This window comes from Sphingomonas sp. Root710 (assembly GCF_001429065.1).
Classification (GTDB): Bacteria; Pseudomonadota; Alphaproteobacteria; order Sphingomonadales; family Sphingomonadaceae; genus Rhizorhabdus.
The window spans coordinates 306,527-327,010 of sequence record NZ_LMIB01000001.1 but is presented as its reverse complement, the minus strand read 5'-3'; the positions used below and the strand labels follow the sequence as shown (position 1 = coordinate 327,010).

At 61.0% G+C, this 20,484-nt stretch carries 18 protein-coding genes; 11 read left to right on the top strand and 7 right to left on the bottom strand.

The genetic code is table 11. The annotated features are described in order from the left end of the window. Window positions 1-2: 2 nt before the first annotated feature. Window positions 3-215, top strand: coding sequence for an MbcA/ParS/Xre antitoxin family protein (locus tag ASE00_RS23695; RefSeq protein ID WP_056377224.1), 213 nt, complete (start codon window positions 3-5; stop codon window positions 213-215). Here the strand turns inward: ASE00_RS23695 and ASE00_RS01560 are convergent. The 3 genes from ASE00_RS01560 to ASE00_RS01550 are packed head-to-tail and all read right to left on the bottom strand — an operon-like array spanning window position 212 to window position 1,583. After that, complete coding sequence (locus ASE00_RS01560; RefSeq protein ID WP_056377221.1) at window positions 212-754, bottom strand: GNAT family N-acetyltransferase; 543 nt, start codon at window positions 752-754, stop codon at window positions 212-214. The two genes, ASE00_RS23695 and ASE00_RS01560, sit on opposite strands and share 4 nt — an antisense overlap. A gap of 24 nt (window positions 755-778) precedes the next feature. After that, window positions 779-985, bottom strand: a complete 207-nt coding sequence (locus ASE00_RS23690; protein WP_056377220.1) for a DUF4880 domain-containing protein — start codon at window positions 983-985, stop codon at window positions 779-781. Continuing rightward, window positions 969-1,583 (bottom strand): RNA polymerase sigma factor, encoded by a 615-nt coding sequence (locus tag ASE00_RS01550; protein WP_235538498.1) that lies wholly within the window; start codon window positions 1,581-1,583, stop codon window positions 969-971. The genes ASE00_RS23690 and ASE00_RS01550 overlap by 17 nt, the downstream gene beginning before the upstream one ends. A 215-nt stretch (window positions 1,584-1,798) precedes the next feature. Between ASE00_RS01550 and ASE00_RS01545 the strand changes: the two genes are divergently transcribed. After that, window positions 1,799-3,811 (top strand): hypothetical protein, encoded by a 2,013-nt coding sequence (locus ASE00_RS01545; RefSeq protein WP_056377218.1) that lies wholly within the window; start codon window positions 1,799-1,801, stop codon window positions 3,809-3,811. Between the two features lie 15 nt (window positions 3,812-3,826). On the opposite strand, the gene ASE00_RS01540 is transcribed toward ASE00_RS01545, so the two are convergent. The 4 genes from ASE00_RS01540 to ASE00_RS01525 form a co-directional block, all read right to left on the bottom strand. Beyond that, window positions 3,827-4,531: an extensin family protein gene (locus ASE00_RS01540; protein WP_056377216.1), complete on the bottom strand. Its 705-nt coding sequence runs from the start codon at window positions 4,529-4,531 to the stop codon at window positions 3,827-3,829. A 72-nt stretch (window positions 4,532-4,603) separates the two neighbouring features. Beyond that, complete coding sequence (locus ASE00_RS01535; protein WP_235538497.1) at window positions 4,604-4,903, bottom strand: hypothetical protein; 300 nt, start codon at window positions 4,901-4,903, stop codon at window positions 4,604-4,606. Window positions 4,904-5,159: 256 nt separating this feature from the next. Continuing rightward, the gene (locus tag ASE00_RS01530; protein WP_056377213.1) at window positions 5,160-5,465 is read right to left on the bottom strand and encodes a hypothetical protein; all 306 of its coding nucleotides are present in this window, start codon (window positions 5,463-5,465) and stop codon (window positions 5,160-5,162) included. A 184-nt stretch (window positions 5,466-5,649) separates the two neighbouring features. Further along, on the bottom strand, window positions 5,650-6,360 hold the full coding sequence (locus ASE00_RS01525; RefSeq protein ID WP_200957864.1) for a DJ-1/PfpI family protein: 711 nt from the start codon (window positions 6,358-6,360) through the stop codon (window positions 5,650-5,652). A gap of 153 nt (window positions 6,361-6,513) precedes the next feature. On the opposite strand from ASE00_RS01525, the gene ASE00_RS01520 reads away from it, so the two are divergent. The 9 genes from ASE00_RS01520 to ASE00_RS01480 all read left to right on the top strand — a co-directional run bounded on the left by ASE00_RS01520 (window position 6,514) and on the right by ASE00_RS01480 (window position 20,473). Further along, window positions 6,514-7,479 carry a GlxA family transcriptional regulator gene (locus tag ASE00_RS01520; protein ID WP_056377209.1) on the top strand — a complete coding sequence of 322 codons (966 nt, stop codon included), beginning with the start codon at window positions 6,514-6,516 and terminating at the stop codon, window positions 7,477-7,479. A gap of 441 nt (window positions 7,480-7,920) precedes the next feature. Next, on the top strand, window positions 7,921-9,111 hold the full coding sequence (argE, locus tag ASE00_RS01515) for an acetylornithine deacetylase (RefSeq protein WP_235538496.1): 1,191 nt from the start codon (window positions 7,921-7,923) through the stop codon (window positions 9,109-9,111). A 221-nt stretch (window positions 9,112-9,332) separates the two neighbouring features. Continuing rightward, window positions 9,333-10,526, top strand: a complete 1,194-nt coding sequence (locus tag ASE00_RS01510; protein WP_056377204.1) for a pyridoxal phosphate-dependent aminotransferase — start codon at window positions 9,333-9,335, stop codon at window positions 10,524-10,526. Window positions 10,527-10,741: 215 nt separating this feature from the next. Next, entirely contained in the window at window positions 10,742-13,009 is a 2,268-nt protein-coding gene (locus tag ASE00_RS01505; RefSeq protein ID WP_056377202.1) for a TonB-dependent receptor, read from the top strand. A gap of 3 nt (window positions 13,010-13,012) precedes the next feature. Continuing rightward, window positions 13,013-14,551, top strand: coding sequence for an aldehyde dehydrogenase family protein (locus tag ASE00_RS01500; protein WP_056377200.1), 1,539 nt, complete (start codon window positions 13,013-13,015; stop codon window positions 14,549-14,551). Between the two features lie 263 nt (window positions 14,552-14,814). Next, the gene (locus ASE00_RS01495) at window positions 14,815-15,807 is read left to right on the top strand and encodes a helix-turn-helix transcriptional regulator (protein WP_056377199.1); all 993 of its coding nucleotides are present in this window, start codon (window positions 14,815-14,817) and stop codon (window positions 15,805-15,807) included. Between the two features lie 145 nt (window positions 15,808-15,952). Then, window positions 15,953-18,118, top strand: coding sequence for a PQQ-dependent dehydrogenase, methanol/ethanol family (locus ASE00_RS01490; protein WP_056377197.1), 2,166 nt, complete (start codon window positions 15,953-15,955; stop codon window positions 18,116-18,118). A 45-nt stretch (window positions 18,119-18,163) separates the two neighbouring features. Next, window positions 18,164-19,123 (top strand): threonine dehydratase, encoded by a 960-nt coding sequence (locus ASE00_RS01485; protein WP_056377195.1) that lies wholly within the window; start codon window positions 18,164-18,166, stop codon window positions 19,121-19,123. A gap of 378 nt (window positions 19,124-19,501) precedes the next feature. After that, window positions 19,502-20,473, top strand: a complete 972-nt coding sequence (locus ASE00_RS01480) for a LysR family transcriptional regulator (protein ID WP_162256389.1) — start codon at window positions 19,502-19,504, stop codon at window positions 20,471-20,473. The last annotated feature ends 11 nt before the right edge of the window (window positions 20,474-20,484 follow it).

Genomic DNA, 20,484 nt, shown 5'->3' with positions numbered 1-20,484 from the left:
CGATGAGCAGTTTTGAGGGCGAGCGCCGAAGCCTCGTCATCCGCCATGCCGTCGAGCGGCTGGGCCGGGACGAAGCCGCCAGCTTCCTCGCCCGTCCGCATCATGCGCTCGGCGGTCAGACCCCGATCGACATCGCCGAAAGCAGCGACATCGGGCTGCGCGCGGTGCTCGGAATATTGGCGTTCCTCACCCTCGGCGCGGCGCTGGATAGCTAGGAAAGGTTCCGGCCCATCCGCACCAATGGCACCGGCACCCCGCCGGGCGCCTGCGCCTCGAAAGGCTCGATCATCGTATAGCCGCAGGCTTCGTAGAGCGGCACCCCGGCCAGGGTCGCCGCCATCTCCGCGCGGCGGAAGCCGGCCGCCCGCGCCGCGGCTTCGCACAGGCCGATGATCATCCGCCCCACGCCCCGCCGCACGAAGGCCGGGTCGGTGTACATCGCCCGGATCCGCGCCGGGTCGCGCTGCGGATCGAGCATCGCCGGGTCACGCCCGCCGCTCGCGTCGCCGCCGAACAGCGTGGCGCGCGCGCTCCAGCCGCCGCAGCCCGCCAGTTGCCCGTCGGCGATGATCAGGAAATAGCTGCCGTCGCGGATCAGCTGGCTGTCGAGACCCATATGCGCGCGGCTGGCCGCGATCTCCGCTGCGCTCAGATAGTCCCGCTGCAACTCGCCGATCGCGCGGTCCATCAGCGCGGCGATCGCGGGCACGTCATCCAGCGTGGCGAGCCGATGGGTCAGGCCGCCGCCCGTCACGCCTGGGCGCGCCCCGGCGCGGGATCATTGCTGGCTGCAATCGCCCCCGCCCGGCGTCGCCGCGGGCGGATACTCGTCATGATCGGGCATCGGCAGCCGCTGGCGCAGCACGGCGGCGCGCTCCCAGGCGGCCTCGACCTCGGCATAGGCGACCGCGTTGCGCGGATCGGCGGCCAGCCAGCGATCCCGCTCGGCGCACGCAGCGGACGATGCGTCATCGAGCAGCCTCACCAAGAAGCCCGCCGCGCGCTCCCGCCGCTTGTCCTCGTCGCTCTGCGGCGCTTCCGCCACGGTCGAACACCCCCTCCTCGATCTCGGCGATGGCCCGCGCCAGCAGCGCGACCGCCTTGCCGAGATGTTTTTCCACGGTGGAGACCGACAAGCCCATCTCCGCCGCTATTTCGCCGATCGAGCGCTCATGCACGCGGCGCAGCACGAATACACGCCTCGCCTGTGGCGGCATAGAGCCGATCGCGCGCTCCACCTGCCGCAGCTCATCGCGCGCGGATATTCCCGATTCGGTGCGGCTGTCGGCCTGGCGATCGTCAATGTCGGCGACGCTGTCGAACGACACCAGCGCGTTGCGCCGGGCATTGTCGATCAGCACGTTTCGCGCAATCCGGAACAGATAGTGGCGGCCATTGTCGACCGCCGCCCAATCGTCCGCGCCATAGGCGCGCGCCAGCGCCTCCGACACCAGGTCGTCAAGGTCGGCTTCACTGCCGGCGGCGCGGCGCATGCGCCCCCGCAACGCGGCGGCATGCGGCAATATCCGCACCTTGAACCAGTCCATGCGTTCGGCAAGATCGACCACGCCAGTCCTCAACAACTGTCGAACCGATCCTCTCCGATTTGTGATTATGACAATCAGCAGACCATCTTTGCGCAGGCATGTCCAGTGCGGATATCAGCGCTTTTGCACCGGTCACCGCCCCGTCGCGCCACAGACTGAGGGGCATGATGCCGCCAATATGGAGCGGTTTTGAGCGGGTGCGTCGCTTGATCCGTTGCTGGCCGTCGCTAGGCTCGCCAGCGGAGGGCCCCATGATCATATCCATTGCCGCTGCGTTGCTGGCTTCCGTGGCGGCTGAACCCGCTGGCTCCGCCGCCGCCGCGCCGATGCCTGCAACTCCGGCGAAGCGGACGGTGCAACAGGACTTCGACGCAGCGAGCCGGGCTATCGAGGAGGGCCGTTACGAGGAAGGGGTAAAGACCTTCGAAGCGATCGAACAGCGTGCGCCCATTCAGCGCGATCCCATCGCACGCGGCACCCTGCTGGCGCGCAAGGGGATCGGGCTGATGGTGCTGGACCGGCTGGGCGAAGCCCAGACAGCGCTGACCGGTGGATTGAAACTGATCGCCGCCGAACGGAGCGACCTGCTCGTCGATCGATTCCGGGCGCAGCACGCCTTGGGGCAGGTGGCGCTCAAGCAACTCAATTATGCCGCCGCAGCCGACGCGTTCGGGCGCTCGCTCGCGCTGGCCTATGACAACAGCTCGCGGATCCGGGCGTTGACGGCGCTGTCGCGCGCGACCGCCTTCGATGCGGGCGATGCATCCGTCCGCTATGCGGAACAGGCGCTGGCCATCGCCCGGGCGGAGCCTGACCAGGCCGCGATGAAGAGAATGATCGCGGGCATCGACACGCTGCGCGGGCGCGCCCTTTTGAACCATGGACGGGCCGAGGAGGCCTATGAAATACTCCAGAAGGCGATGGAGGAACAGGGTGGCCTGGATCGGAAGGTCGACGCCGATGAAATCATCACCCGCTCGGACCTCGCCATCGCCGCACTGCTGACGGGGCGGGAAGACGCCGCGCGTCGGTATCTGGCCTTCACCGGCGCCGGCAGGATTGCCGAGACCCCGTTCGAGACCCCCACGGACATGCGCCCGCCGTCCTGCGGAGGTCCGGCCGATCTCAAGCCCGACGACGTAGCGGTCGTGGAATTCAGCATCCGCGATGACGGGTCGGTCGGCGTGGTGGCGCCGATCTATGCCTCGGTCAACGGTCAGGGGGCGCTCGTCTTCGCCGATGCGGTGCGAAACTGGTCCTGGCAGCCCGAAAATGTCGCCAGGATACCGCCCCTGTTCCGGCTTGTTACGCGGGTCGAACTCCGCTGCTCGACCGGTGCTGACCGGCCACCGATTTCCCAGCTATTGTCAGCCGCGTTCATGAATTGGGCGGCAAGCCTGCCGGGTGGGCCTCCCCGGCCCGTCGCCGGCGAAGCCGCGGCGCTCGTGTCGCTCAAGGCCGAACTTGCCCGGCGTGAAGCGTCGGGCGGCGGCATCACATTGCTCCCCGTGCTGGCCGCCCTTGGCAGGAACGATGTCGCACCGCGCGCCGAGCGGGAGGCCTGGCTGATCCGCGCGCGCGATTTGACGATCAATGCGCGAGGACCGGTTACCGCGCGGGTGGCTATGGAGGCGGCTCTCGCGGAGCTGGCCCTAGACTGGACGAAGCGCGGCAACGAAACCTACCGTACTGCGCTGCGAACGATATTGGCGCGCCCGGAGGTCGGCGCTGACGCCATCGCCGCCAACACGCTCAAGCTGATGATCTCGGATCCGCTGTACCGCAGTCCGGCCCCCGCCGACGCCTCCACACTTCTCCGCGAGGTTACGGAAGACCCGCGACTCTCGACGGCCAACCAGCTTCGCATCGGCGCCCTGGTGCGGCTGGCGACCCTTCAGGCGGCGTCCGACAATCTTGCCGCCGCCGCCGCGAGCTACGACCGCACGGGCCTCGACACGAAACAATGCGCGCTGCTCGATGCGGAGCCGGTTCGGCGTGCACAAGGCAACCTCGGCGACTTTCCGATGGAAGCGATGCGTTGGGGTTTTGAAGGCTGGGTGCGGACGGAATATGATATTCTGCCCGACGGCAAAACATCAGCACAACGCGCGATCATCGCCTACCCGCCCTTCGTCTTCCGGCAGGCCGCCCTCTCGGTAGCGAAGAACGTCAGCTATGCGAAAAGCTACCGGCCCGACGGCAGCGCCGGCTGTGGCGGCATGCACCTCAATATTGGCTTCCGCCTTCCTGCTTTGCGCCACTAGCCTGGCGCTCCCGTCTCAGCGGCAAAAGCTCCAGCCGCCGCGCGGCGCTTGATCCAAATGCAGATGATCCCGGTGCAAGCTGTTGTAATCGGGTGATAGTACCGTTCCGAACATCCGGCATGCACCGTCGCGCACCTCATGCAGAAAGGCAGCGTCGGCGCCCTGTCCGGTCCAGCCGGTGGCCACACCGATGCGTCGGCCACCGGCCAGCCGGAACCCCGCTATGTCGATCGCATTGGCGCGCGCATGCTCGCTCCACCGGCCTTCCCGACCGCCGCGGATCGGGCGGCAGGCATAGCTTCCAAAGCTGTCGATCCGCGTCACCTGCTGGCCGAAATGCCGCATCGCCGCGGGTTCGACGACCTGCTTTTCCCAGAGGAACAGGCCGATAGCCACCGGGCACGAGATTTCGGCGCGCGGCGCATAAGGCGCGCGCGGCAAGCGCACGCCATCGTCATAGCCGCAGGCGGGGCCCGCCGTGACGGCAGGAAGAACCGTATAGTCGATCCGTCCGCCGTCGAGCACCGCCCGGCACGCCGGAAAATCGTCACGCAGCCGCGCGATCTTGTAGTTGGTGAAGCGTCCCGCCGTATCGGCAAGGATCAGGGGCGTCCAGGGCACATCCTGCGGATGCCTGCTGAACCAGCTATAGGCCGCGAGCGCCAGCGCGCCCAGCTGGGTCAGGATGAAGAGGCGGTATCCCAGGCGCGCGAACGACATGCAGGGAATACGAACGGGACGGCATCCGTGTCCGTCGCGCGATCGATCGCGGCCACCGCCTTCCGGCGTGCGTCAGCGCCGTGCGCCGCTTGCGACCGCCGACCAGGCTGCAACCGCCATCAGGAAAACGAAGTCCGCCGCGAGGATGCCGATCGCCAGCGAGTCGGTCGCGCGCGCAGCCAGATGGCCCGGAATGACGAGCAACGCTATTCCGCCAAACACGGCGGCGACGCGGCCCAGCCGCCTGCCCGGGTTACGCGGCTGCCGGGTTGACGGCGCGGCGATGCGCACCGCCGGGCCGGCTGGCCGGGTCTGGACGGGCGCCGTCGAGGGCGGAACTTCGCTGTGCAGAAACGCCATCGTCAATCTCACGCCGCCCGGATTGCGACCATCGCAATCTCCTGTCGCCACCCATATAGGATCACCGCGTACCGATCGGTACGCCATATCCCGCAACACAGCGTTTACATATCTTCACGATTCGCGAAGTGACGCCGCTCACAGGCGGGACGGATTGGCGCCGGTCGAACCTGGATCGGGGAGCTATAGCGGAGATGGGGGATTTTTCTGGCCCGGCGATGGAGGCCGCTAGACAGACGTGGCTCTCCGTTGCGCGCCGCGGCTTTGCTTACTCGTCGAGATCGTTATCGGTCTCACCCAGATAGCCCTCCTCGTCATCATGCATCGGCTCGCCGGCGAAGGCTCCGTTGTCGATATGCCCGCTGCGCACCATCTCGGTCATCTTGTCGACAAGGTCGGGAACGTCGTCGGGGATCAGCGCGGCTGGATTGCCGCCGCCCGCGCGCTCGCTTTCCTCGGCCGGGTCATCGCCCAGGTGAAGCGCATCCTCGGCCACGGCGTCGGCCTGACCATCGTCGACCTGCTCGCGATTCTCTTCGCCGGGCATGTCGTCAAAGCCGTTGATCCTGCTCATCTTTTTTTGTCCTGTCCGCTATCGATGCGAGAACGAGCGGAACACGGCCGCGTTCCTTCGGAGGCGTGCGAAATCGGGTTAGAAGGGCGGAAGCGTTGCAAGGGATACGGCGCATCCTAACATGCAGAGCTGGGCGAGCTGCTGCACGTTAGGATGAACAGGCTGCTGCCCGCCTCGTCTGATCTCAGCGGCGGGTGCGGAGCGTGCCGATCATGTCATTATCCATGGTGCCCAGAAGCAATTTTGCGGCATCCACGACTTCGGGTGTTGCACGATCCGGCGTACCAGCGCTGAACGGTGGAGCCGGGTCGTACTCAACAATCAACTGCGCGGTCTGAGCTGCTTTTTCGTCGCAAAGCTCGGCGAGCAACTTCAGGCCGAAGTCGATGCCCGCCGTGACGCCACCACCGGTGATGCGGTTGCGATCGATCACCACCCTTTCATGCACCGGAATGGCACCGGTTTCTGCCAGGGCGCCATAACACGCCCAATGCGTGGCAGCCTTATATCCGTCAAGCAGCCCAGCCATGCCCAACAGGATGGAGCCGGAGCAGACCGATGTGATGTATCGAGCCGATGTCCCGGCACGTTTCAGGAAAGCCAGAATTTCTTCATCCTGCATGGCATCGTTGGTGCCGTAACCGCCGGGCACGAACAACACGTCCAGAGCGTCCGTACATTCATCGAATGTCGTCGTCGGATTGACTGTGTTTCCGGACTCAGTGCGCACTGGGTCAAGCGACTTCCATAACAGCATGGTCTTTCCAAAAATACTCAGGACAGTCTGTGGCCCGACGAGATCGAGGAACGTGAGCCCGGGGTAGAGCAGCATTCCTACTGTAAACGAATTTTCGGGTGGTGGCGGCGGCATATTATTTGACATGATGAATCCCATTCTTTTCCAAAAATCGTCAACGGCCCAATTTGATGGGTTGACCGATATCCTCTTCTTCCAACCAGCGTCGTCACCGGCACATTCACAGTTGACCTCAGTGTATTGGGCCCTAATCACGATGGCGTAAACGACACAGGTACCTCCTTTTCCGCCATGACCGATCAGCGCTCTCCGCCCCTCCATATTGGGTTCATCATCTTTCCCGATTTTCAGATCATCGACCTCACAGGTCCGCTTTCGGTGTTCGAAATCGCGAACGAACTGACTGGGACAGAGGCATATCGGCTCCGGACGTTGTCAATTTCGGGCGGCATGATTGCCAGTTCCGGAGGACTGGCCGTGGCATCCGAACCCGTGGATGGCACCATTTTCGACACGGTGGTTGTCGTAGGCGGCAATGGCTCGCGCTCGGTGGCATCCGACCACGTTCACAGCGCCATGGTAAAAAGGCTCGATGAGGGCGCGCGTCGGGTTGCAAGCATATGCACGGGGGCGTTCGTGCTCGGTGGCGCCGGCTTGCTCGATGGCCGCCGTGCGACGACGCATTGGCGCTATGCGTCATCACTGCAAAAGCAATGTCCAGCGGCTCGGATTGAACCGGATCAGATATTCGTGCGCCATGGTCGTGTCTGGTCCTCTGCGGGAGCGACAGCGGGAATCGATTTGGCGCTGGCGCTTATCGAGGAAGACTTCGGGGCCGACCTGTCGCGCGCGGTAGCGCAGGAACTGGTCGTATATCATCGGCGGCCCGGCGGGCAGTCGCAATTCTCGGCCATGCTGGAGTTGGAGCCGTCGTCCGACCGCATCCATCGCGCCTTGCTCTATGCTCGCGAGCATCTTGCCGAACCGTTGAGCGTGGGCAAGCTGGCCGAAGTAGCCGCACTTTCCGAGCGGCAATTCGGCCGCGCCTTCCGGGCTGAGACGGGCGAGACACCTGCTCGGGCCATCGAAAGACTGCGGGTAGAAGCTGCACGGACCCGTCTCGAAAATGGCAGGGAGACCATCGAGTGCATCAGCGATGCTGTGGGTTTCTCGGACACAGAGCGTATGCGCCGCGCGTTTCTCAGAGTATACGGCCAGCCACCCCAGGCGCTGCGGCGCGCCTGGCGCGGCGGATAAGGCTCCTGAATGTGCGAGAGAAAATGAACGCGTTTTTTTAATAAGCTCCCACGGCACCAGCTGTTGCTACAGCGTGATTTCCTCGTCGGCTGGCGGATGAACGCTCCGGCCCGATCGCAATGAACTCGAGCATATGTTCATCTTGCGGAACGCTTGCTGACGTTGACGAACAAAACTCTGCCGCTTGCCGAAAACATCCGCCAACAGCTCAGCTAAGCACGTTGGAGATAACTCGTGCCGTGTGGACTGGCAGTGCAAGGAAGCTAATGGTTATTTCTAGGAAGCCATTGCCGGAACTACTGAATTTACGGCAATTCAGCTTAGCGAATATACCCTTGCGGCCTTGATGGATTAAAAGCTGACCTCATTGGCAGTCCCAGCGGCGGCATATCAACCATCGACCGAAACTACCGGTCAGACTCACGGCTGAAAGGAAGCCCTTTGACAGCATTGGAAACCTTTTCCGCATCCAGCGTGCGCGCCGTTGATATTCTGGCAGACCTCATCAGTTTCGACACGACGTCCAGCAACAGCAATCTGGCGCTGATCGGTTATATAGAGTCGCATCTGGCGAAGCTCGGGGTCGAGTCGAAGCGCATCTGGGACGATGCGGAAGAAAAGGCCAATCTGTTTGCGGCGATAGGACCTGCTGGCCCGCACGGGGTGATCCTGTCCGGGCATACTGACGTCGTGCCCGTCCAAGGCCAGCAATGGACCAGCGATCCGTTCGTCATGACGGCGCGTGGTGACCGCCTATACGGCCGCGGGACCGCCGACATGAAGGCGTTTATTGCTTGCAGTCTTGCCGCGCTCGAATTTGCCGACCTGGCTGCGTTACAGCGCCCCGTCTATCTCGCCTTCAGCTATGACGAAGAGATCGGGTGTCTTGGTGCGCCGCGCCTGATCGAGCATATCCGCTCCAATATTGCCCTTCCGGCAGTCGCCGTCATTGGCGAGCCGACGTCCATGGGCGTCGTGGGCAGCCACAAGAGCGTGCATATATACAATGTCGGCATTGTCGGGATTCCAGCGCATTCCAGCGCAGTTCATCAGGGCCTTTCAGCGAATACGCTCGGGATCCGGCTGATGAACATATTGATCCAGATCGCTGATCGCCTGGCCTCCCCTGAGCATCATAACGACGATTTTACGCCGCCTTTTTCGACTCTTACGATCGGACTGATGCAGGGCGGCACCGCCGTCAACATATTGGCTGCCGACGCCAGCTTCGCGTTCGACCTGCGGTGTTTGCCGGAACATGACGCCGATGAGATCCTTGCACCCTTCTACGACGAGGTGGAGAAGATTCGCCTGAGCCATCCTGACGCGGTGATTGTCATCGAACCGAAGGCTATGGTCCCGTCGCTTGCGCGCGTCAGCGGCGGAGAAGCTGAAGCGTTGGTACGCAAAATCGGCGGAGACAATGCCGACATGACGACCGTGTCCTACGGGGCCGAGGCCGGTCAGTTCCAGCGCGCCGGCTTTTCAACCATCCTTTGCGGGCCGGGATCAATGGAGCAAGGGCATCAGCCCGACGAGTTTATCGAAGTTCGCGAAATCGAGAAGTGCATGCGCTTCATGGCTCGCCTTTTCACCGAAATGTCACACCCGGCGGCAGAGGCGCTCTCATAATATTCGCGCTGCACTTATCCTCGACGTATTCGAATATTCGACATCTTCATCAAGCGTGTCCTGCCAATGTAATTGCATAAGATTTTGTTTTCCAATGCCAGATGATCGAGCCCATCAGCCCGAGCTCAGCATAGTCTGTGCTCGTTTCTATTTACGATATCCGGGCTGCAATTCTTCCAGAATTGCGCGGGCGATAATATCCAGAGATTGAGAGATTGCCCATGAGATTTTCGGAGCGCGCAGCGTCTATTGCACCGTTTTACGCAATGGAGTTCGGTAAGCACGCAGCCGCTCTCGAGGCGGACGGTGCAAGGGTGATCAGGCTGAACCTCGGGGAGCCGGATTTCGGCGCACCGCCTGCGGTGCTCGAAGCCGCCCGGCACGGCGCGGACGGACGGCAATTGCCGTACACCGCGGCCCTCGGTACGCCCGATCTGCGAAAAGCGATTGCCGGCTTTTACGCTCAGACCCACGGGGTGAACATCAGCCCGTCACGCATCGTCGTGACAGCCGGCGCGTCGGCGGCCTTGCTACTCGTTACGGCCACGCTGGTAGACCCTGGCGATGAAGTGATCGTCGGCGACCCCTCCTATCCCTGTAACCGTCAGTTTCTCGCGAGCTTTGGTGCCAATGTGAAGCTCGTGGCGACGGATGCGGCGTCGCGCTTCCAGCTCGGTATTGACGCACTGAAAGCCAATTGGACGCCGGAAACGCGCGGTTTGATGATCGCAACGCCCTCCAACCCGACCGGTACGTCGGTGCTCCAGAGCGAGCTGATGCAGATGTGCGACTGGGCCCGATCGCATGACGCGTGGCGCATCGTGGACGAGATCTATCTCAACCTTGGTGATCCCGATCGCGATGGCCGGCCGCCGCAGACAGTGCTGGCTTTCGACGACGACGCGATTGTCATAAACAGCTTCTCCAAATATTTCGGCATGACCGGATGGAGGCTGGGATGGTGCGTCGTCCCCGATGCGTTGGTGCCGGTCGTCGAGCGAATGGCCCAGAATTTCTACATCTGCCCTCCGACGCTTTCTCAAATCGCCGCCCTTGCTTGCTTCACCCCGGAATCGTTGAAGATTTGCGAGGAGCGCCGTTCTGAATTTTCACGTCGCCGCACTTTGATACTCGATGGACTCAAGCGGATCGGCCTGCATGTGCCGGTCGCCCCGGACGGCGCATTCTACGTCTATTTCGATGTAAGTTCGACCGGCCTCTCCTCCTGGGATTTCTGTATGCGCGCGCTGCACGAGGCGCATGTGGCCCTCACTCCAGGCAAGGACTTTGGGCCTTCAGGCGCCGATCGGTATGTCCGCCTGTCTTACGCCGCATCGTCCGACGATCTTGTGGAGGCGGTCGACCGGCTGGGTGATTTCCTGGCCAAATTGCCGCGGCATAACCCTTCAAAATGACAATTGGCCGCATGCACAGCTGCACGAGGAAGGCTTGCTGACGCTGGCAAACAAAACTCTGCCGTTCGCCGAAAACATCCATCGACCGCTCGGCTAAGCAAAGCCTTGAAAAGAACAGCGACGCCGCCTGGAGAGCAACATAGGGGATTTTTATGACAGTTTTCTGCAAGTCTATTGTTGGATCGCGTCGGCTTTCAGTGAGCGTAGGACTCTTGATGGCGGGCCTGTCTTCTACCGCGCTCGCACAGAGCGCCAATACCGAGGATTCGGGCGGTCTGGGCGACATCGTCGTCACGGCCAATAAGCGTGGCGCGGAGTCGCTCCAGAAAGTTCCCGCCAGCATTTCGGCGGTTTCGTCCGATACGCTTCAGCGGACGGGCGCCCAAAGCGTGCAGGATTATGCTCAGGCGATGCCGGGCCTCGCCGTGTTCGACACGGGGCCCAACCAGAAGAAAGTCCGCATCCGTGGTGTTTCCGGGTCTTCCGAGTCCGAGCCGCAGGAAACGGTCGGTGTCTATCTGGATGACGTCTCGCTCACCAGTCCCGGCGGCACGAACAACGAAAACAACGCTTCGCCCGACCTCAATTTGTTCGACATCGAACGGATCGAAGTTCTGAAAGGGCCGCAAGGCACGCTGTACGGTGCGGGTTCGATGGGCGGCACGATCCGCTTCATCACCAAGGCGCCGAAGCTCGACCGTGTTGAGGGCGAAGCCCAGGCGCGAGTGTCGACGACCCGGTCCGGCGACATGTCCTATGGCGGTGATGCGGTCGTCAATCTGCCGATCGCCACGGATAAGATGGCCGTCCGTATCGTTGGAACCTACCGCAAAACTGGCGGATATATCGATAACGTGTCGCCCGATTTCAGCAAAAAGAACTATAATGACGACACGAGCTGGCTGGTACGCGGAACGCTGCTCTATAAGCCCACCGAAACCGTCGACATTGCCCTCAAATATATCCATCGCGATGTAAATGTTCATGGTCTGAATGCGGTACCACGGGGTGCGAACCTCACTTCGGCTTATCTCGTCGAACCGCGCAGCACGAGCAACATGGACATCATCAACGGCGTTGTGTCGGTCGATGTCGGTGGTGCGACGGTTACCTCCTCGACATCCTACCTCGATCGGCGGGATCTGGGCTTTCGTGACCTGACCCCGCTGGGCCGCAGCTACGTCTCGATCGTATCGGGCTTCGCGGAGCCTGCCCCCGGCATCGGCCTTTACAATCGGCAGGGCTATCATGAGTTCGCGCAGGAACTGCGCCTTGCCTCGGATGATAGCGGCCCCCTCAAATATATCGTCGGCGCTTATTATTCGAAGCAGGTCAAACGTTTCACGCAGGATGGGCCATGGGCCGGCTTTGCCGCTTACCTCGCCCGTAACGGAACGCCGGCCGCCCTCGTTGGCAAAGATCCGTTCGTGTCACCGGTCACGGGGGTTACGGACCTTAATTTCTACTCAGCGATCGTTGATCAGGACTTGCGCCAGCTGGCCTTGTTCGGCGAGGCGACATACTCCTTCACGGACCAGCTGGATCTCACGGTCGGTGGCCGCTACTTCGACATCAGCCAGCATTCGCTGTTCGTTGCCAACCCTCTGGCAATCTTCGTCACCGCCGATGCTGCCTTCCGCCAGGCAAGCCTGAAGGAGGATGGCTTCAATCCGAAGGCGACGCTGTCTTTCCAGGCGAACCCCGACCTGCTCGTCTACGCGACGGTCGCCAAGGGTTTCCGCCCCGGCGGATTTAACCAGCCGGTGTCGACCAACCCGCAATGTCTGGCCGAATTCCAACAGATCGGCTTCAATCCCAACGACATTGCGGGATTCAAGTCGGACTCGCTGTGGAGTTACGAGCTGGGCCTGAAAGGCAGCACGCCGGATCGCCGGGTGCAGTTCAATGGTTCGGCGTATCAAATCGACTGGAAGGATATCCAACTTCGCAACCCGTTGACCTGCGGGTTCACGATTTTCGACACCGCATCGAAGGCGCGAATCCGAGGCGCCGAGGCGTCGGTGACGGCCCGTGTGGCCGATGGCCTCACGCTTAGCGTGAACGGCGCCTATACCGATGCCAAGCTGCTGGCGGCAGCGCCCACCACAGGTGGTGTTGCGGGTGATCGCCTGCTCGGTGTGCCGAAGTTTACGCTTTCGGGTTCCGCCGATTACGAAAAGAGCATCAACGCCACGATGAGTGCGTTCGTTCGTGTCGATGCCAGCTATGTCAGCACCTATAAATCCTATTTCTCGACGCAGATTTACAACGGCACCCTGAAGAACCGCGACCTTGGCGATTTCACGCTCGTCAATGCGCATTTCGGCGTGGCGCAGGACGACGGCGGCTGGGAAACCCAGCTGTACGTGAATAACGTGTTCAACAAGCTGGGTGACACCGGCGCGCAGAACGACATCTTTGGTGACGTTGTCTTCCGCAACCGTCCTCGTGAGATCGGCCTCCAGGTCAGCAAGAAATTTTAATTCATGGTGAATGCGAAGCAGGACATGGACAACGTTAATAAAGAGGATTGGGAAGAGAGAGCAGCCGCTCTCTCTTCCCTTATTTCGCCGTTTATCGAAGGCGAATATATCGACAGCGGGTCCGAAGCGTCCTTCACCAAATATAATCCCGCCGATGGCGAGGTTCTTCACCAGCTTCCCGAGGGTGCCCAGCAGGACGTCGATAAAGCGGTGGCGAGCGCCCGCCGCGCGTTCGAAGATCGGCGTTGGCAGGGCTTGCCACTTTCGGAACGCAAGACGATCCTGCTGACGCTGGCTGATCTGATAGAAGCCAATAGCCAGGAGATCGCGCTTCTTGACGCCATCGAGGTAGGCAAACCGATCAACGACGCTCTGTCGATCGATCTCCCCCTGTCGGTCGGTATCGTGCGCTACTGCGCCGAAAGTGTCGACAAGATCTTCGGGCAATCGTCGTTCGTGGACGACAGCAGCCTTGCCGTCGTGACTCGTTCGCCGCGCGGAGTGATCGCGGGGAGTATCGGCTGGAATTTTCCAACCGTGCTCGCGGTCCAGAAAATTGCCCCTGCCCTGGCAACGGGGAACAGCCTTGTCCTCAAGCCGTCGGAACTCTCCTCGCTGTCGGCGCTCAGGATCGGCGAATTGGCGATCGAAGCGGGGGTTCCCGCCGGCGTTCTGAACATAGTGCCCGGGATCGGTGCTACGGTCGGCAACGCATTGGCGCTTCACCACGACGTGGACATGATTTCCTTCACCGGGTCCAGTGCGACGGGGAAGCGGATCATGCAGGCGGCGGGCGCATCCAATATGAAGCGATTGCTGCTCGAATGCGGCGGCAAATCTGCGAACATCGTTTTTCCCGATTTCGAAGATCTCGACGCCGTCGCCCAAGGCGTGTTTGGCCGCATGTTCTGGAATCAGGGGCAAGTTTGCACCGCGGGAACGCGCCTGATCGTCCACAACTCCATTAAAGCTCGATTGATCGACAAGCTCGCGCAAATCATCGAAGCTCTTCGTCCCGGCCATCCGCTCGATCCCGATGCCAATTTCGGCCCATTGATAAGCAAGCTCCAGATGGACAAGGTCCTTGCCTACGTCGATCACGGCCGGTCGCACGGCGCGAGCCTGGTATATGGCGGTAGGCCGATCCTGGAGGAAAGCGGCGGCTATTACGTCGAACCGACGATCTTCGATGAGGTTACCAGCGATATGGTGATTGCGCGGGAGGAAATCTTCGGGCCGGTGCTGAGCGTGATGGGCTTCGACACTGTGTCAGAGGCAATGCGCCTGGCCAATGCAACGGATTATGGCTTGTCGGCGACGGTATGGACCACCGACGTCTCCCGTATGCATGAGGTTATGCGGAGTTTGCGCGTCGGCGAGTTGTCGATCAACGCCTGCCCGCGGCCCAGTGCAGGAGCGGCCTTTGGTTCGCTACCGCTGGAACCGCACAGGCAGTCAGGCTTCGGTGTCGAAAGCGGCGGACAGGGGCTGCTGTCCTATACGGCGCTGACCAGCGTGCAAATCCATACACAGCGTAGCTGACCCATCATGCGCGGGAATGTTCGACAAGAGGAGAAAAGCTGACTCATATTCGTGAATGCTCAAAATCGACCATAGCCAGCTCCCTCTTCGAGGGTCCGTTGATGGCCGGAAACCGCCCTCGACTTCGCGTGGGGGGCATGACATGATGGGCTTAACTCACCTATTTCTCGCGAGGGGAGCGGTAGTTGGACGCAGATCGACCACCTTCACTGACCCGTGGAACGGACGACGCTTTCGCGTCGATCGTAGGCGATCCTGCGTGCGTGGACAGCGCGTTTCCGACCCTGCCCTTCGCCAGTCGTGAGATTATCGACGGGCACGTCCATAATAGGGTCGACGAGGAATATGGCGAAGGAAGCCGCCACATAGCCGCCCTGCCCGGCGACATGCGCATCATGCGATGCGATTATGAGTTTCGGCGCGACGCGAGTGGCCCGGCCGTCGGTCAGGATTTTCTCAAATTCCATTATAAGTTGAACGGCCGCAACGTCCTGCGCTTTGCAGGGCGTCCTGACACGCTTCTGGAAACCGGCCGTAGCGTCATCGCCTATCATCCCGAAGGCCTGGTCAAGGACGATTGCTTCGCTGCGGGGGTTCGAGAGGTGTCGCTGACGATCGCCTGCCGCCGCAGCGCGATACTGGATCTCCTTCGGACCTCATCGGATGAACTGCCTAAACCGGCGCGGCGCTACTTCGACTGTGCGGATTCCGATTTCTTGTGCGATGAGTTGCCGCTGAGCTTGCGGATGAAGGAGGCCCTGGGCGATCTGGATCGCCCCGGTTTCAGTCCATGGCTGCAACAAATCCATGTCGAGGCGAAGGTGCTCGACCTTATCTGTCTGTCCTTCCACGAATTAACGTCGCGAGATCAGTTCATCGGGCCGAGCTTTTCACTCAAAGCGCGCGATATCGATATGCTGCACGCGGTGCGCACGGCCTTGGAAAGTGATTTCCGCCAGCCCATCACTATCCCGGCGCTGTGTCGCCAGTTTGCAACCAACCGCTCAAAATTGTCCGAAGGTTTCCGAATATTGTTTGGCGAAACGATCTTCGAATATATTCATAAGCTGCGCATGGAGCATGCCCGCCTTTTGCTAACGGACACCGATTCGCCTTTGTCCGAGATCGCAGATCAGGTGGGTTATTCACGGCAAAGCAGCTTTTCCACGGCGTTCCGGCAGCATCATGGCTTTCGTCCGCTCGACGTTCGCCGGAACAGTCCGTTGCGAGCGACGAGGATGCCAGGCTCGGCCTGAAGCCGGATAATGCTGTCCGGTGGCGATAATGTTCGCTGCGAGCAGAAGCTTTTCTGTTCCCGTCAGAAAATGCTTCACGAACCTGTCTTATTGCGCGCGGTTGGATAGTCCTTGCCGCTAAGAGTAGGTGTATAGGGGTTTCTTCGTGGCAAAACATCAGTTCGCCAGACCATTGGCTGTCGCCGGTATCACCCTTCTTGCCGCTGGCGTTGTTTCCGGCGCTGCTGCGGTCCAGAAAAAGAATGTTGAAGCGCGCGGAGAGCGCCCCGTTTCTGCGCAACGGATAATCGATGCCCCGCATGCTGAACCCGGCAGTTGGCTTACGCCCGGCCTGACCTATGGAGAAGACCGGTTCAGCCAATTGACGTCGATCAACACTGCGAATGTCGGCAAGCTCGGTCTCGCCTGGTTCTACGATCTGCCGGTGGACCGGGGACAGGAGGCGACTCCGCTCATGATCGATGGCGTGCTCTATTTCTCGACCGCGTGGAGCATGGTCATCGCAGTCGATGCCCGAACCGGCAAACATCTTTGGACCTATGATCCGGAGGTGCCTCGCGAAACTGGCTTCAAGGCCTGCTGCGACGTCGTCAATCGCGGGGTAGCCGCGTGGGGCAACAAGATTTTCGTGGGGACGATCGATGGCCGCTTGGTAGCGATCGATCGCAAGACGGGCAAAAAAGTCTGGTCCGTCGTCACCGTTGACCAGAGCCAGCCCTACACGATCACCGGCGCGCCCCGCGTCGTGAAGGGTAAGGTGATCATCGGAAACGGCGGCGCCGAATATGGCGTGCGCGGCTATGTCACCGCATATGATGCCGATACCGGTCGACAGGACTGGCGCTTCTATACGGTGCCGGGAGACCCATCCAAGGGCTTTGAAGCACCTTATCTGGCGGAAGCTGCCAAGACCTGGACCGGAAAATGGTGGGAAAATGGCGGTGGCGGAACCGTCTGGGATTCGATGGCCTATGATCCCGCGCTCAACCTTCTGTATATCGGCGTCGGCAACGGCAGCCCGTGGCGGCGGGACATCCGCTCTCCTGGCGGCGGCGACAATCTGTTTCTGTCTTCGATCGTAGCCATCAATCCCGATACCGGCGCTTATGTGTGGCACTATCAGACGACGCCCGGGGACGATTGGGATTTTACGGCAACCTCACAAATGATTCTGGCCGACCTGACGATAGAGGGGAAGGTCCGGCAGGTCATCATGCAGGCGCCTAAAAACGGCTTCTTCTACGTGCTGGACCGCAAGACCGGCCAGCTCATTTCTGCGAAGAACTTCGTGCCGCAAACCTGGACGACCGGCATCGATATGAAGACGGGGCGGCCGATCGAAGCACCGGGTGCTCGTTACGAGCCCGGCAAGCCGTTCCTGATGCGGCCATCGGCATTCGCTGCGCACAATTGGCATCCGATGTCTTTCAATCGCTCAACCGGACTGGTCTATATTCCGGTGATGGATATTCCCGTCAAATATGTCGTGGATGAGAAATATAAGCGGCGCCCCGGCACCTGGAATTTGGGCGTGGATTTCTCGGCCGCGGCAATTCCGGACGACTTCGACGAACGCAAGAAGGTGAAGAAGCTGCTGCAGGGGCGGCTTCTCGCCTGGGATCCCGTCCATCAGCGCAAGGTGTGGAGCGTCGAACACGCCAATCCCGCGAATGGCGGCGTGGTCAGCACCGCTGGCAATCTTGTCTTCCAAGGCACCGCCGACGGTCGTTTCGTCGCCTATCATGCGCAGACCGGAAAGAAGCTTTGGGAGTTTCCGACCCAGATGGGGATCGTCGCCCCGCCGATCAGCTATGCGGTGGGAGGCAGGCAATATGTCTCCGTACTGGTCGGATGGGGGGCAGGTTATGCGCTGGCTTCCGCGTTTAATGACCCTTCGGTAGGCAGCCGTTTCGCCCCTCGCCGCCTGCTGACGTTCGCGCTGGGTGCCACTGGCAAATTACCAAAGCCCGTCAAGGAAGAGCTGACGCGCGTCGATCTCTCACCGGCGTCGAAGTGGACTGCGCAGCAGATCGAGGACGGTCGCAAGGCCTATTCTCTCAACTGCAGTTTCTGCCATAGCGAGGCGGCCGTCGGTAATCATGTGCTTCCCGACCTGCGTTATTCGGCGGCGATCGGCAGCGAGGAGACGTTCCGTCAGATCGTGATCGACGGGCTGCTGAAGGATAACGGCATGGCGAGTTTCAGCCGCTACCTCAGCGCTGAGGATGCTGAGAATATTCGCGGCTATATCTCAAAGGAAGCCCGCCGCTTTTGGGAATATCAGGACAAGCAATCTGGTAAGGCACGGTGACGGCCGCATTGTCGTGATTAGGCAGGATTCCGTGAGGGAGTAGCTATGTTTACGTTGGCCGAATTGGAGGACGCGGCGCAGCGCATCCATCGGGTATTTCCTGCTACGCCTCAACAGCAGTGGCCTCTTCTGTCGGCGAAGCTTGGGGCGGAGCTATGGGTCAAACATGAGAACCACACGCCCACCGGCGCCTTCAAGCTGCGCGGAGGGCTGATCCACGTCGAGCAACTGGCGATCCAAGGCTTGGCACCGAATGGATTGATCAGCGCAACCCGCGGCAATCATGGTCTATCGCTTGGATATGCGGGCCAATGGTTCGGTTTGCCGGTCAAAATTGTCGTTCCGCATGGCAACAGTGCGGAGAAGAACGCTGCCATGCGAGCGCTTGGTGTCGACCTGGTCGAGCATGGCACCGATTTTGATGCTGCCCGTCTTGAAGCGACACGACTTGCGGACCATGACGGCTTGAGGCTGGTTCCGGCATTCCACCGCGACCTTGTGTTGGGCGTCGCGACATGGGCATTGGAACTCTTCAGGGCAGCCAAAGCTCTGGATATTCTCTATGTTCCGATCGGCCTCGGTTCCAGCATCTGCGGCGCGATCATGGTGCGCGACTTGCTCGGCCTCTCCACGCAGATCGTCGGCGTAGAGAGTACAGGCGCACCAACGTATCAGCAGTCTATCGAAGCCGGCGAACCCATCTCGCTGGATAGGGCCGAAACCTTGGCCGATGGCCTGGCGGTGCGAATTCCTGACCGCGATGCATTCGACATGATTCGAGCTGGCGTTTCCCGGATCGTCACCGTCACAGATGAAGAGATTGCCGAGGCCATCCGCTTATTTTGGACATGTACGCACAACCTTGCCGAGGGTGCTGGGGCTGCCGCGCTAGCCGGCGCCCTGAAAGAGGCGGTTGCCATAAAGGGCAAGCGCGTTGGAATTCCGTTGTCCGGCGGTAATATCGATCTCGCGCTGTTCGAGAAATGGGTGTCTGGACATCGTTAATCACCACATAAGCCGTTGACCGCTGCGACGGGTGCGGGCGGTGGCCGCAAGCTCTGCGACGGGACCACCCGATCACGATATAGTGCGGCCGATCGGCCGCAAAGATTTCTCGAAGGTGCCCGGATGCTGGCACCAGCGCCGTTTCGGGGGACCGTCGAAGAACTAGCGATCGAGGCCCACAGACAGCGGCACGAAAGCGGCCAACGTACCTGACGCTGATCTCCCCTCCCCTCATATCGGTTTTCCGCGAGGTGGACCTGTGTTAACTCTGCAGATGGGACGGACAGTCTCCAGAGTAACGAAAGCTAGAGCCCGGGGGGATCACCCTCACGGAGCCACGGCGGCGAGGACGGAATGGCTCGATTCGATCTTAACTTGTTGGCGGCTCTCAACGCGCTGCTTTCCGACCGGAATGTAACACGCGCCGCCGAGCGGCTGAACGTCACCCAGCCGACGATGAGCGGCATGCTTCAGCGGTTGCGTTATCAGTTCAACGACCAGTTGCTCATCCGTAACGGTCGTGAGATGGAACTGACGCCATTTGCCACATCGTTGGTCGAGCCTGTACGTCAAGCGCTCTTTGGCGTTGAACAGCTGATACACGCTGAACCCGTCTTCGATCCAACAACCAGCACACGCGAATTCACGCTGATGGCGTCGGATTATTGCACGTCGATCTTTCTATCGCTGGTGGTCAAGGAGATCTCGGAGGCTGCCCCCGGCGTCCGTCTGAGCATATTGCCGATCAACGCCCCAGTGAAGCGCATGATTTCCGGCGAGTTGGACCTGTGCATAACGGCAGACGACCTGTCTCTGCTCGGCAACGACGATGGCGGCGACAAGCTTCATTCCGAGCGTCTTTTCTCAGACGAATTCGTCTGTGTCGTCGCGAATGACCATCCAGCGACCGAGCAAACCTCCCTGGACGAGCTGCTGGGCTATCCGCATGTCAGCGTGCAGATGATCGGCACGGTCAATACAATCGAGATTGCCTCTCTTCGCCAGCGGCTGCCGATGTTCAAACCCAACTTCACTGTACCGGACTTCTCCATGGTGGCATCTATGGTGGCCGGCTCCAAATTGGTCGGCGTCATCCAATCGCGACTAGCCGAGGTCGCTGCGAGAACGTTGCCCGTTCGCACTTTCCCTGCGCCATTCGATATGGCGACACTCCATGAGACGATGTTTTGGCATTCCCGGCATATGCACGACCCAGCCCATACGTGGCTCCGGGGTAAGTTGCGAACGGTGGCGGAAACCTGGAGCAGCGGCACGCCGATCCGGTACGCCTCGCCAGCGTCTCCCAATCAGGAAAAAAGCCTGAAGCCGAATTTGCAGGCGGTTCGATAGCCCGAAATACC

What these genes read in the sequence shown, in the direction of transcription:
- ASE00_RS23695 (WP_056377224.1), top strand. Translation starts at nt 3, where the DNA reads ATGAGCAGTTTTGAGGGCGAGCGCCGAAGCCTCGTCATCCGCCATGCC.
- ASE00_RS01545 (WP_056377218.1), top strand. Translation starts at nt 1,799, where the DNA reads ATGATCATATCCATTGCCGCTGCGTTGCTGGCTTCCGTGGCGGCTGAA.
- ASE00_RS01540 (WP_056377216.1), bottom strand. Translation starts at nt 4,531, where the DNA reads ATGTCGTTCGCGCGCCTGGGATACCGCCTCTTCATCCTGACCCAGCTG.
- ASE00_RS01530 (WP_056377213.1), bottom strand. Translation starts at nt 5,465, where the DNA reads ATGAGCAGGATCAACGGCTTTGACGACATGCCCGGCGAAGAGAATCGC.
- ASE00_RS01525 (WP_200957864.1), bottom strand. Translation starts at nt 6,360, where the DNA reads ATGGGATTCATCATGTCAAATAATATGCCGCCGCCACCACCCGAAAAT.
- ASE00_RS01520 (WP_056377209.1), top strand. Translation starts at nt 6,514, where the DNA reads ATGACCGATCAGCGCTCTCCGCCCCTCCATATTGGGTTCATCATCTTT.
- ASE00_RS01510 (WP_056377204.1), top strand. Translation starts at nt 9,333, where the DNA reads ATGAGATTTTCGGAGCGCGCAGCGTCTATTGCACCGTTTTACGCAATG.
- ASE00_RS01505 (WP_056377202.1), top strand. Translation starts at nt 10,742, where the DNA reads ATGGCGGGCCTGTCTTCTACCGCGCTCGCACAGAGCGCCAATACCGAG.
- ASE00_RS01500 (WP_056377200.1), top strand. Translation starts at nt 13,013, where the DNA reads ATGGTGAATGCGAAGCAGGACATGGACAACGTTAATAAAGAGGATTGG.
- ASE00_RS01485 (WP_056377195.1), top strand. Translation starts at nt 18,164, where the DNA reads ATGTTTACGTTGGCCGAATTGGAGGACGCGGCGCAGCGCATCCATCGG.